We start from the raw sequence: 12241 nt of genomic DNA, 5'->3' as shown, positions 1-12241 counted from the left end.
GAACATGAAAAATTATATAAAATATACGAAAGCCCTGTTGTTGATGTTGTCTGTTGCTTTTGTTTCTTGTGACTTAGATACTTCACCAACAAATGCCATTGATGAAAAAGAAGTATTCAAAACGGTTTCAGGAAGTGAAAAAGTATTGAATGGGAGCTGGGGACAGTTGATGGAGACGTTTAGTACATATGCAAACCCTGGTTTTGGTTCGTTTTTACGTGCCAGTGATGCGATGGGATCAGATGTTGTGTTGCAAACCGGTAAATACGGATTTGGTGCACATTATCAATTCAGTGCAATCTTCGGAAGAGGGGGAACAAATAACCACAGTTGGAATTTGTCTTATAAGACAATTAACAACATGAATAATATCTTGGCGTACATCGATGCATCACAAGGTGATGCTGGAGAACGTAGAAGAATTAAAGGACAAGCGTATGCCTTGAGAGGATTCATGTATTTACACTTAGCGTCTTCGTATACTTATGCTATTGATAAGGATCCAAATGCACTTTCAGTGCCGATTTATTTGGAACCAACCAAAGCTGACACACAACCGCAAAAAAGAGCAACGGTTACAGAGGTGTATAATCAGGCAATTAAGGATTTAGAGGAAGCTTTAGTGCTGATTCCTGAAGGATATCAAAGAGCTCAAAAATTCCAAATCGATCACACGGTCGTTTTAGGTCTTTTGTCACGTGCAAATTTGTATGCTAGAAATTGGGAAAAAGCCAAAGACTATTCGGATCGTGTATTGGCGTTAAATGATTATTTAATGACGGAGGCGGAATATAAAGGAGGATTTAATGATGTTAACAATCGCGAATGGATTTGGGGACATCCTCAAACTTCTGAGCAAAGTAACGCATCGTATCAGTTCCACTTCTTAGATGTTACTTCGAAAGAGAGTTACTATTACAGCTTTAATGCAGATCCACACTTTAAAGATTTATTTGAAAATAGTGATTATAGAAAGTCGATGATTAATTGGGCGCCAGATCCTAGTGCAGATATCGCAGTAGCTTCTGTAGTTTGGATGCGCTACGCTAAATTCAAATTCAAAGCAGGGCAAATTGCGGATATCGTATTAATGAGAACGTCAGAAATATATCTGATTAATGCAGAAGCAAAAGCTCGCTTAAATGATGGAGATGCAATCAATAAGTTAAACGAGCTAAAAAGAGCAAGACAAGCTGCTGAGGTAACGAACTTAACAGGTAATGATTTGTTGGAGGCCATCTGGTTAGAAAGACGAAAAGAATTATTTGGCGAAGGATTTAGCTTGGTCGATATCGTTAGAAATCAAAAAGCGGTTGTGCGTAAAAAATACGAATTGAACAAGGTTACCTATAGCTATATCGTACGTGATGCAGAGGGTAATGAAACAACAAAAACCAAAGAAATGACTGCAAACGGACATTATGCATTAAATTTTCCAGATCAAAGTCAATTTGTTGCGAATAGTCCTTATTATTTATACCAAATACCAACGGTAGAAGAAAGAGAGAATCCAAATCTTTAAAATAGAATTAGTAGTAGTGATTCATTAGTTGTTTATTTTATTCAATCAGTAATGGTGCAAAAGGCGGTCTAACTAGATCGCCTTTTGTTGCTTATTCCTATGTATTATTTCCTTAATTTTGTACGATAAATGTTAGATATGTTGCACATTGCTATTTTAGAAGAAAAAGAATTAGTTCGCTTAGGAATAAAAACAATAGCAGAGCAGGTTTGCTACGAAGCTATCGTTTGGCATGACTTGAGTACGGTGCAAGAAATTCAGACCTTCCTAAAAACAAATAGCTCAGGCCAAGTCATTTTTAATCCAACCGGCTATCAACTGTTACAACACGTAGACGAGATTTGCGAATTGAAAGGCAAATACGAACAAAGTGTATGGGTGATGTGGTTGGAGGAACTACCTGAAGTGTGGTTGAAAAAAATGATACACATGAAGTCGGTACATGGATTCAACATCCTGTTGCAAAGTGAGTCTTTAGAAGAATTAAAAAAAGCCTTGAAAACGGTTTGTAAAAAAGAAAAGTACATAGCACCTTGTGTGCAGGAAGTTTTGAATTCTTATAAAACAACCGCGTTTAAAGTGGAGCAAATCTTAACGAATTCAGAAAGAGAAATTTTAAAAGAAATTGCAACAGGTAAAATGACCAAAGAAATTGCAGCCGAAAGAAATATCAGTATTCATACTGTTATTACTCATCGAAAAAATATATTTAAAAAATTAGAGGTTAACAGCGTCCATGATGCAACGCGATATGCGATACGTGCAGGAATTATAACGGTAAATGACTATTATATATAAAAAAAACTGCCTAGGCAGTTTTTTTTATTTTATATCGGTAAAGGATTTTTAAATATATCTTGATTGATTTCATCAATATACGCTAATACCTCTTCTCTTCCTGTTTTTTCTTCTGCGGAAGTAATAAAATAAGGAGGCATTTCTTCCCAAAGCCCATTGAGAAGCTGTTTTTCATATGCAGCTATCAATTGAGGTACTTTCGTTTTGCCTACTTTATCTGCTTTGGTGAAGATAATAGCAAATGGAATCGCGGATACACCTAAATATTCCATGAATTCTAAATCAATCTTCTGTGCATCATGTCTGATATCTATCAGTACAAAGGCACAAACTAATTGTCTGCGTTTTTCAAAGTATTCAGTTATGAATTTTTGAAATACACTTTTGGTTTTTTTAGATACTTTTGCATAACCATAACCAGGTAAATCAACTAAAAACCAATTTGAGTTTATCTTAAAATGGTTGATTAATTGCGTTTTTCCAGGTCTAGAAGAAGTTTTTGCTAGGTTTTTTGAATTTGTCAACATGTTGATTAAGGAAGATTTTCCAACATTGGATCTTCCAATAAAGGCATACTCTGGCAAAGGCTCATTTGGGCATTTACTTACATCGGAGTTGCTGATTACAAATTCTGAGGTGTTTATTTTCATGTTTTTATATGTTGCGCTCTTTGAACCATTGGCTTAATAGCTCATTGAATTCATCGGGATGTTCCATCATAGCTGCATGCCCACATTTATCTATCCAATATAAATTTGAATCAGGGAGTAATTCATTAAATTCAACAGCAACTTCCGGAGGAGTTACTTTGTCATTTTTTCCCCAAATTAAACAAGTTGGAATGTGGATTTTTGGTAAATCCTTAGACATATTATGTCGAATTGCACTTTTAGCAACCGTCAGGGTTTTTATCAATTTCATGCGATCATTGACTGTAGCAAAAACATCATCTACGATTTGTTTGGTTGCTACAGCAGGATCATAAAATACATCCTCTGCTTTTTTTCTAATATATTCGTAATCTCCACGTTTTGGATAACTATCCCCCATAGCACTTTCATACAGCCCTGAACTTCCAGTCAGTACCATAGCCTTTAAGTATTGAGGATACATTTTAGCAAAATACAAAGCAATATGACCTCCTAGTGAATTACCTAATAAGATAACATCTTTATAACCAAGGCGCTCAATAAAGTCTTTGACAAACTTAGCAAAGGCTTTTACATTCGTTTTTAAAATGCTATTGGTATATAAAGGCAATTCAGGAATAATCACTTTGTAGCCTTTTTGAGGAAAGAAGTTTGCAACTCCATCAAAATTACTAAGCCCACCCATTAATCCATGTAAGATGATAATTGGTGTTCCTTCACCAACTTCCACATATCGGAATTTACCGTCTTCTTTTAAAGTTCGCTCCATTAGCTCTTACTTGCGATTTTTAAATTCTTACAAATATACATTTTTAATAGAGACATTTATTGTAATAAAAGGATAAAATAAAGAGTAATATGAAAAAGTAAACCCCAAAAAGGCGTTTGTAGTATTAATTTAAATTTTTAATGGTTAGGAAGTACTCCTATTGGCTTTAGATTGGAAGGAAAAACGATGAATTAAAGTACATAAGTGGTTGTTTAGTATGTGGTTAGGTGCTGAGCGGATTTGTTAGTAAGAGAAGCAGAAAAAAAATCTGTTAATTTTTTAGCGGTAGGTTGGAATTTGGCTTGTTTAGTTTATTCAAATAAATACTTTCTAAAATCGTAAAAAGATGTTTTAAAATTAAAATAGCAACAACTAGTAGGTATTTTTTTTTACTTAAATAAATCTTTTTTGAAGCAATTTTCTTCTCAAAACCAACCCCTCAAAGAGCTAAATAGGTGTCGATGGTATTAATAGGTAAAAGTGATTTTAGTTATTTTAAAAATGCTATTTAAGTTAAAAGTGTGTAAATAAATGAAATTTAAATGAAGGGAGGAAAATGAACCCGAATTCGGAGGATAAGTGAGTTCAAATCAAGGAGTTTAAGGTTAAAAAAGAGAAAAATATGAGGATGATTCATGAATTGAAGTCAGTAAATACGGTATATATAGAAAACTTATCAACAAAGTGGGTAAAAGTGGGTAAAAGTGGTAAAAAAATAATTACATTTGCTAAGTATACATATATTTAAAATTTGACATCAATTATCGGTACATATGAATGTAAGGTCGATACCAAAGGAAGGGTATTGGTGCCTGCTTCTTTAAAGAAGCAGTTGCCTGCTATTGCCGATGGTTTTGTACTGAAAAGATCGGTATTTGAAACCTGTTTGGAATTATGGCCAATGGCTGAATGGGAAAAAATGATGTTGAAAATCAATAAACTAAATCCTTTTGATAAAAAAGTAGATCGGTTTATTCGCACATTTATGGCAGGGGTTAAAAAAGTAGATATTGATGATGCAGGTCGTTTGCTTATTGCAAAGGATCTGTTACAATTTGGAACCATTACAAAAGAAATTGTAATGGCTTCTAAGGTTAATATTCTTGAGATATGGGATAAAGATTTGTATGAAGCTACGCTGGATACAGATGATTTCGATTTCGGCGTATTGGCACAAGAAGTAATGAGTAATATAAGTTTCGATGACTAAGGATTTATACGCATATCATAGACCTGTTTTGTTAACAGAAAGTGTAGATGGATTGAATATCCATCCAAACGGGGTTTATGTGGATGTAACTTTTGGCGGAGGAGGACACTCAAGAGAAATCTTGAGTCGCTTAGGTGAGAATGGGAAATTGTTTGCGTTTGATCAGGATGATGATGCACAGAAAAATGCAATTGACGATCCTCGTTTTATATTGATTAATCAAAATTTTAGATACTTACAACGTTATTTAAGGTTTTATGGTGTTCGCGAAGTAGACGGTATTTTAGGGGATTTAGGTGTTTCATCTCATCAATTTGATGTGGCTGAACGTGGATTTTCTACTCGTTTTGATGGAGAACTCGATATGCGAATGAATCAAAAAGGTGAATTATCTGCTTACCACGTCGTGAATGATTACGCAGAAAAAGAGTTGAAATACGTACTTAGCCTTTATGGAGAACTGACCAATGCTGGGGCTATGGCGCATGCAATCGTAGAGGCACGACAAGAAGGAGAAATAAAAAATACAGATCAGTTGAAGCAAGTTTTAGCGCGCTTTTTACCGGCGCATAAAAGTGCTAAAATATTAGCTCAAGTATATCAAGCAATTCGCATTGAAGTAAATCAAGAAATTGAAGTATTGAAAGAATTGTTAGAACAAAGTTTAGAGGTATTAAAACCAGAAGGTAGATTAAGTGTAATTTCTTATCACTCTTTGGAGGATCGACTCGTAAAACGCTTTATGAAAAACGGCATGTTTGAAGGAGAACCAGAGCGCGATATGTTTGGAAGGTTTGAAGTTCCATTGAAACAGTTAGGTAAATTAATTATTCCAACGGATGAAGAATTAGCAGTAAATAATCGAGCTCGATCAGCGAAGTTGAGAATTGCAGAGAAAAAATGAAAAAGACAATAGCAAGTCCAGTAGATATAATAAAAGCAAAAATTCTTGTCAATGAGAATTCGGCGAAAACTTGGGCCTTTATTATCTACGTGATTGTGTTAGGAATGATTCTGATTGGCAACACCCAACGATATGAATCCAAAGTGTTTAAAATTGGAAAATTAACGCACGAAGTAAAAATGCTACGTGCAGAGTTTGTCGCTACAAGATCCGAATTAATGGAGCTAAAAATGGAGTCGACAATTACGCGAAAATTAGAAGAAGAAGGAATATATCCTTCAGAGACACCTCCACAAAAAATTAAGGTGTTGAAAGAGGAAAATAATAAAACAGTGTGGAATAAACTATGGCCTTAGGTAACAAAAATATTTATATCAATATTTATGTCGTCACTGCGATAGTGTTATTACTAGCAGGAGGGGTAGTCTATCGGTTGCTGTTAATTCAAGGTGTAGAGGGAAGTGAACTTCGACAAAAAGCGCGAAGTGAAAATAGAGTAAAAGAAGAAATAATAGAAGCCAATAGAGGAAATGTGTACTCCGCAGATGGAAGCTTATTAGCTACATCCGTACCGGTCTTTGAAATACGTTTTGACGGGGTTGCTCCTAAACCAGAAGTTTTTGAAAAGGAAGTAAAACCACTAGCGGATTCTTTAGCTGTGATGTTTAGAAAACCAAGCACATATTACGAAAATATGTTGCGCAAAGGTAGAGCATCCAAAAGTAGATACATTCTAATCGCTCGCAATTTGAGTTATGTAGAATATGTTCGCATTAAGAATTTTCCTCTTTTTAATAAAGGAGGGAATGGCGGGGGATTTATTTCTTCTCAGCGGACGGTTAGACAGCACCCAATTGGAAGAATTGCAAAGAGAACCATTGGTTATGAACGCAAAAATGAAGATGGAACTTTTGGTAGAGTGGGGATTGAAGGTGCTTTTACGGACTATCTAAGTGGATTTGATGGCAAACGGAAAATGCAAAGCTTAGCCAAAAATCAGTGGAAGCCTATTAATGATGAGAATGAAATTGAACCTATTGATGGAAAAGATATCATCTCTACCATTGATGTATATATTCAAGATATTGCACATCACGCCTTATTGCAGTCGTTAGAAAAATACGAAGCAGATCACGGATGTGTGATTGTAATGGAAACGAAAACAGGTGCTATTCGCGCGATTTCAAATTTAGGAAGAGAAGAGCTGACAGGAGCATATTATGAAACAGTCAATTACGCAGTAGGTGAGAAACATGAACCAGGTTCAACGTTTAAGTTGGCTTCACTTTTAGCGCTACTCGAGAAAAAGCAAATAGATACTGCTCGTATCTATGATACGAACAATGGAATTGTACGTTTTTACAACGCTAGAGTACGCGATTCCAAACATGGAGGATATGGTCAGGTTTCTCTAGCAAGAGGAATTGAACTATCATCCAACACAGTGATAACACAAGCGGTTGATGAAGCGTTTAAAAATAATCCCAAAGAATTTACGGATTATTTGAGTACCCTTTGGATGGATAAACCCCTAGGAGTAAAAATTAAAGGAGAGGCCATTCCGTATGTTCCAAAACCGGGAAAAAAAGGTTGGAGTGGATTGGCATTACCTTGGATGGCTTTTGGATACGGATTATCAGTAACACCTTTGCAAACGTTGACCTTATATAATGCTGTTGCGAATGATGGTGAAATGGTTAAACCTTATTTTGTTTCAGAAATTAAAGAATTTGACCAAACGATAGAGAAGTTTGACAAGGTTGTTTTGAACCCACAAATAGCTTCACCTGATGTGATTGCGAAAGCACAAGCTATTTTGGCTAATACAGTAAAGAAAGGAACAGGTAGGAAATTGTACTCCCCGAACTTTTCGATGGCAGGAAAAACAGGAACTGCTCAGGTAAATTATGGCAAAGGGAAAGGATATGATTCAGATATGTATTACGCCTCCTCTTTTGCAGGATATTTTCCAGCAGATAACCCAAAATACTCCTGTATTGTTGTAATTCATAAACCCAATCGGTCAAAGAGTTATTATGGAGCCGATGTAGCTGGACCAGTATTTAAACGAATTGCGCAAAAAATTTATACAGATGTTCCTACTACTAAAGAAATGAAGGAATCGAATGAGGTACCTGCTCGTATAGCAGAAAACTATCGCTCTTTTTCAGCTCAAAATCAGGTAGGAGAGTTGCTAATGCCTGAGGTAAGAGGAATGCAAGCGATGGATGCTTTGCCTTTATTGGAAAACTTAGGGTTGAAAGTGCAAGTAAAAGGAGTCGGAAAAGTCAAAACACAATCCATATTAGTTGGAGAAAAGATAAATAAAAATCAAAAAGTAGTTTTAGAACTATCGTGAAAAAGATAAAAGACATAATATACAAAGTAGAGATACAGTCTATCGTTGGATCAACAGATACAACCATAGACCATTTGGCTTTTGACTCACGTCAGGTAAGTCCAAAAACTTTGTTTATAGCAATAGTAGGTGAAGTAGTTGATGGACATGCTTATATCAAGCAAGCGATTGATAAAGGAGCAAGTGCTATTTTATGTCAAACACGCCCAACTGATTTGGTAGAGGGAGTTACTTATATTGTGGTCGAAGACACCAATAGAGCCTTAGCTGTAATGGCTGCTAATTTGTATGATAATCCATCGAGTAAACTGAAATTAGTAGGTGTAACAGGTACCAATGGTAAAACAACTGTTGCAACGTTATTATATGAGATGTTTACTAGTTTAGGCTATAAAGTAGGTCTGTTGTCAACGGTAAATATACGAGTAGGATCTACACGATATGAAACGTCCCATACGACACCAGATTCAATAAAAATAAATGCGTATTTGAATCAGATGGCAGAAGAAGGATGTGAGTATTGTTTCATGGAAGTAAGTTCACATGGGGTTGTACAACACCGAACCTTTGGTCTTCAATTCGCAGGTGGGATTTTTACGAATTTAACGCATGATCATTTAGATTATCACAAGACATTTGCGTCCTATCGGGATGCAAAGAAAATGTTCTTTGATCAGTTGAAGAAAACAAGTTTTGCTTTGACCAATATTGATGATAAGAATGGATCTATTATGGTGCAAAATACACAAGCCAAGGTTTGTAGTTATGCCCTAAAAAATATGGCCGATTACAAAGGTCAAGTATTAGAAAGCCAGTTTTCAGGCATGTTGATGAAAATAAATCAACAAGAACTATGGGTACAGTTAATAGGTGCATTTAATGCCTATAATTTATTGGCTGTATTAGGAACAACTGTAGAATTAGGTATACCACTTGATGAGGCCTTGGTGCATTTGAGTAAATTAACGAGTGTCGAAGGTCGTTTTCAATACCTTGTTTCTTCTAAAAATGTGACGGCAATTGTCGATTATGCGCATACACCTGATGCGTTGGCTAATGTGATTGAAACAATTAATACCATCCGAACAAATAATGAACAGTTGATTACTGTTGTTGGATGTGGCGGAAATAGAGATAAAACAAAACGCCCAGAAATGGGGAAAATAGCGTCTGACTTAAGTAATAAAGTAATTTTTACATCAGATAACCCACGTTTTGAAGAACCAGCTGTTATTTTAGAAGAAATAGAAGCAGGGGTACAACCACAACATAAAATGAAAACAATTGTGGTAGAAGATAGAAAACAAGCGATTAAGTTAGCTTGTCAACAAGCTTCAGCAGGCGATATTATATTAATCGCGGGTAAGGGGCATGAAACGTATCAAGAGATAAAAGGAGTAAGAAATCACTTTAGTGATTTAGAAATAGTAAAGGAGTTTTTAGAACTATAGAAAAGGAAAGTAGTTATGTTGTATTACGTATTTCAATACTTAGAAAGTTTATTCAAAATACCTGGAGCGGGTGTGTTTCAGTATATTACGTTTCGTTCAGGTATGGCGATGATCTTCTCTTTGCTGATCTCGATTATTTATGGAAAGAGAATTATTGCTCGTTTAAGTAGAATGCAAATCGGAGAAACAGTTAGAGAACTAGGTTTAGAAGGACAAAAAGAAAAAGCGGGTACACCTACCATGGGTGGTATTATCATAATTGTAGCAACTTTAATCCCTGTATTATTGTTCGCTAAACTAGATAATATCTATGTGCTACTGCTTATTCTAACAACAATTTGGATGGGAAGCATCGGCTTCTTAGACGATTATATAAAAGTATTTAAAAAAGATAAAGAAGGATTAAAAGGGCGATTTAAAGTAATTGGTCAGGTAGGGTTAGGGCTTATTGTTGGTTCAGTATTGTATTTCAGTCCAGCTGTTACCGTTCGAGAAGTACCCGCTAAACATATGTTAAGTGAAGTTTCATCTAGTCAATACGACGTGAAGTCTACAGCAACGACAATTCCTTTCTTTAAAGATAATGAATTTGATTACAGCATGTTAATCAGTTGGATGGGTGAAGGAGCTAAAGACTATGCGTGGTTGATTTTTATTCCAATTGTAATCTTTATTGTAACTGCCGTATCAAATGGAGCTAATTTAACGGATGGAATCGATGGTTTAGCCGCAGGTACATCGGCCATATCTACCTTTGTATTGGGGATTTTTGCTTTTATATCGGGTAACGTGGTATTTGCCAATTACTTGGATATAATGTATATCCCTCACTCCGGAGAAATGACCGTCTTTGTCTCCGCATTTATAGGAGCATTAATCGGTTTCTTGTGGTATAATACATTCCCTGCTCAAGTATTTATGGGAGATACAGGAAGTTTGACGATTGGAGGAATTATAGCTGTATTGGCTATTGCTGTTCGAAAGGAGTTATTGATTCCTGTTTTATGTGCCGTATTTTTTGCAGAAACACTTTCCGTTGTTGTACAGGTAAGTTACTTTAAATACACGAAGAATAAATATGGCGAAGGAAGACGGATATTTTTAATGTCCCCCTTGCATCACCACTTTCAAAAGAAGGGATATCACGAAAGTAAAATCGTCACTCGTTTTTGGATTATAGCTATTCTTTTGGGTGTGTTTTGTGTGATTTCATTAAAACTGAGATAAGATGAAGCGGGTTGTTATTTTAGGTGGAGGAGAAAGTGGAGTTGGAACTGCTTTATTGGCAGTGGAGAAAGGCTATGAGGCCTTTGTTTCTGATTATGGAGAAATCCAAGAAAAATATAAAAATGTTCTTATAAATAATGCAATTGATTGGGAAGAAAAACAACATACAGAAGCAAAAATATTAAATGCAGATGTTGTTGTAAAAAGTCCTGGAATACCAGATAAAGCCCCAATTGTAAAAAAAATTGTAGCCAAAGGAATCCAAGTAATCTCAGAAATTGAGTTTGCTTATCCTTTTAATGATGCGCTGTCGGTGGCCATTACAGGCAGTAATGGAAAAACGACAACTACGATGTTAACCTACCATATTTTACACCAAGGAGGACTTGATGTTGGCCTAGGCGGAAATATTGGACAAAGTTATGCGGAGCAAGTGAAGATGGATCCTGCAAAATGTTATGTTTTGGAGTTGAGTAGTTTCCAATTAGATGGTATTGAAACGTACAGACCCCATATTGCAGTAATCACTAATATTAGTCCAGATCATTTAGATCGGTATGACTATAAGTATGAAAATTATATCGCTTCGAAATTTCGAATTACAATGAATCAAACGGAAGATGATTTTTTGATTTATGATTACGATGATGTCGAAATTCAGAAATGGTTGAGCGAGCATGAAATAAAAGCACATAAACTACCTTTTTCAATTCAACATAAATTAGAAGAAGGAGCCTATGTCGAGGATGATAAAATTATAGTGAATATGAGTGATGAAAAATTTGTATTACCTATTAAGGATGTAGCTCTAGAAGGAAAGCACAACTTAAAAAATGTTATGGCAGCAACAACAATAGCGCAATTAAAGCAAATTAGAAAGAATGTAATACGTGAAAGTTTGTCTGATTTTCAGGGCGTTGAGCATCGTTTGGAAAAAGTACAAAAGATAGAAAATGTTCAATATATCAACGATTCTAAGGCAACAAACGTAAATGCTACTTTTTTTGCTTTAGATAGCATGAAAGCTCCTACAATTTGGATTGTTGGTGGCGTGGATAAAGGGAATGATTATGATGAGTTAATGCCTCTGGTACGAGAAAAAGTTAAAGCAATTATTTGTTTGGGAATTGATAACCAAAAGATAAAAGCAGCTTATGAAAAGGTTGTCGATGATTTAGTTGAAGTGCAATCGATGCATGATGCAGTTAGTCAAGCAAAAGCATTAGCCGAAGGAGGAGATACTGTTTTACTATCACCAGCCTGTGCAAGTTTTGATTTGTTTACAAGCTATGAAGATCGCGGAAAACAGTTCAAAAACGAAGTAATGAAATTATAAAAATAAAGAAAAGGT

Annotated in this window: 11 protein-coding genes; 9 read left to right on the top strand and 2 right to left on the bottom strand. The window is 35.5% G+C overall.

From position 1 onward, the window contains the following. Window positions 1-4: 4 nt before the first annotated feature. Both ACMHJ2_RS03920 and ACMHJ2_RS03915 read left to right on the top strand, forming a co-directional pair. Complete coding sequence (locus ACMHJ2_RS03920) at window positions 5-1522, top strand: RagB/SusD family nutrient uptake outer membrane protein (protein WP_413511652.1); 1518 nt, start codon at window positions 5-7, stop codon at window positions 1520-1522. Between the two features lie 138 nt (window positions 1523-1660). Beyond that, on the top strand, window positions 1661-2320 hold the full coding sequence (locus tag ACMHJ2_RS03915) for a response regulator transcription factor (RefSeq protein ID WP_413511651.1): 660 nt from the start codon (window positions 1661-1663) through the stop codon (window positions 2318-2320). Window positions 2321-2349: 29 nt separating this feature from the next. Here ACMHJ2_RS03915 and yihA read toward each other — a convergent pair whose 3' ends face one another. Then, the gene (yihA, locus tag ACMHJ2_RS03910; protein ID WP_413511650.1) at window positions 2350-2970 is read right to left on the bottom strand and encodes a ribosome biogenesis GTP-binding protein YihA/YsxC; all 621 of its coding nucleotides are present in this window, start codon (window positions 2968-2970) and stop codon (window positions 2350-2352) included. Window positions 2971-2974: 4 nt separating this feature from the next. After that, window positions 2975-3739 (bottom strand): alpha/beta fold hydrolase, encoded by a 765-nt coding sequence (locus ACMHJ2_RS03905; RefSeq protein ID WP_413511649.1) that lies wholly within the window; start codon window positions 3737-3739, stop codon window positions 2975-2977. A 751-nt stretch (window positions 3740-4490) separates the two neighbouring features. Here ACMHJ2_RS03905 and mraZ point away from each other — a divergent pair. The 7 genes from mraZ to murD are packed head-to-tail and all read left to right on the top strand — an operon-like array spanning window position 4491 to window position 12226. After that, a complete protein-coding gene (gene mraZ / locus ACMHJ2_RS03900; protein WP_413511648.1) occupies window positions 4491-4949 on the top strand; it encodes a division/cell wall cluster transcriptional repressor MraZ in 459 nt (152 codons plus the stop codon). Next, window positions 4942-5853, top strand: coding sequence for a 16S rRNA (cytosine(1402)-N(4))-methyltransferase RsmH (gene rsmH, locus ACMHJ2_RS03895; protein ID WP_413511647.1), 912 nt, complete (start codon window positions 4942-4944; stop codon window positions 5851-5853). The genes mraZ and rsmH overlap by 8 nt, the downstream gene beginning before the upstream one ends. Beyond that, window positions 5850-6209, top strand: a complete 360-nt coding sequence (locus tag ACMHJ2_RS03890; protein ID WP_413511646.1) for an FtsL-like putative cell division protein — start codon at window positions 5850-5852, stop codon at window positions 6207-6209. The genes rsmH and ACMHJ2_RS03890 overlap by 4 nt, the downstream gene beginning before the upstream one ends. Continuing rightward, the gene (locus ACMHJ2_RS03885) at window positions 6200-8212 is read left to right on the top strand and encodes a penicillin-binding protein (protein WP_413511645.1); all 2013 of its coding nucleotides are present in this window, start codon (window positions 6200-6202) and stop codon (window positions 8210-8212) included. The genes ACMHJ2_RS03890 and ACMHJ2_RS03885 overlap by 10 nt, the downstream gene beginning before the upstream one ends. Then, the gene (locus ACMHJ2_RS03880; protein WP_413511644.1) at window positions 8209-9663 is read left to right on the top strand and encodes a UDP-N-acetylmuramoyl-L-alanyl-D-glutamate--2,6-diaminopimelate ligase; all 1455 of its coding nucleotides are present in this window, start codon (window positions 8209-8211) and stop codon (window positions 9661-9663) included. The genes ACMHJ2_RS03885 and ACMHJ2_RS03880 overlap by 4 nt, the downstream gene beginning before the upstream one ends. 15 nt (window positions 9664-9678) lie before the next feature. Next, window positions 9679-10890, top strand: a complete 1212-nt coding sequence (mraY, locus tag ACMHJ2_RS03875; RefSeq protein WP_413511643.1) for a phospho-N-acetylmuramoyl-pentapeptide-transferase — start codon at window positions 9679-9681, stop codon at window positions 10888-10890. A 1-nt stretch (window position 10891) separates the two neighbouring features. Continuing rightward, on the top strand, window positions 10892-12226 hold the full coding sequence (murD, locus tag ACMHJ2_RS03870) for a UDP-N-acetylmuramoyl-L-alanine--D-glutamate ligase (protein ID WP_413511642.1): 1335 nt from the start codon (window positions 10892-10894) through the stop codon (window positions 12224-12226). Window positions 12227-12241: the final 15 nt, after the last annotated feature.

The sequence above is a fragment of the Myroides odoratus genome (genome assembly GCF_965118575.1).
GTDB classification, from domain to species: domain Bacteria; phylum Bacteroidota; class Bacteroidia; order Flavobacteriales; family Flavobacteriaceae; genus Flavobacterium; species Flavobacterium odoratum_B.
Note: the sequence above shows the minus strand (reverse complement) of the source record. Positions and strands in the feature narration are given on the sequence as shown.

Excerpts from the sequence above, each read along its gene's own strand:
- ACMHJ2_RS03920 (WP_413511652.1), top strand. The coding sequence starts at position 5 with ATGAAAAATTATATAAAATATACGAAAGCCCTGTTGTTGATGTTGTCT.
- ACMHJ2_RS03915 (WP_413511651.1), top strand. The coding sequence starts at position 1,661 with ATGTTGCACATTGCTATTTTAGAAGAAAAAGAATTAGTTCGCTTAGGA.
- yihA (WP_413511650.1), bottom strand. The coding sequence starts at position 2,970 with ATGAAAATAAACACCTCAGAATTTGTAATCAGCAACTCCGATGTAAGT.
- ACMHJ2_RS03905 (WP_413511649.1), bottom strand. The coding sequence starts at position 3,739 with ATGGAGCGAACTTTAAAAGAAGACGGTAAATTCCGATATGTGGAAGTT.
- rsmH (WP_413511647.1), top strand. The coding sequence starts at position 4,942 with ATGACTAAGGATTTATACGCATATCATAGACCTGTTTTGTTAACAGAA.
- ACMHJ2_RS03890 (WP_413511646.1), top strand. The coding sequence starts at position 5,850 with ATGAAAAAGACAATAGCAAGTCCAGTAGATATAATAAAAGCAAAAATT.
- ACMHJ2_RS03885 (WP_413511645.1), top strand. The coding sequence starts at position 6,200 with ATGGCCTTAGGTAACAAAAATATTTATATCAATATTTATGTCGTCACT.
- mraY (WP_413511643.1), top strand. The coding sequence starts at position 9,679 with ATGTTGTATTACGTATTTCAATACTTAGAAAGTTTATTCAAAATACCT.
- murD (WP_413511642.1), top strand. The coding sequence starts at position 10,892 with ATGAAGCGGGTTGTTATTTTAGGTGGAGGAGAAAGTGGAGTTGGAACT.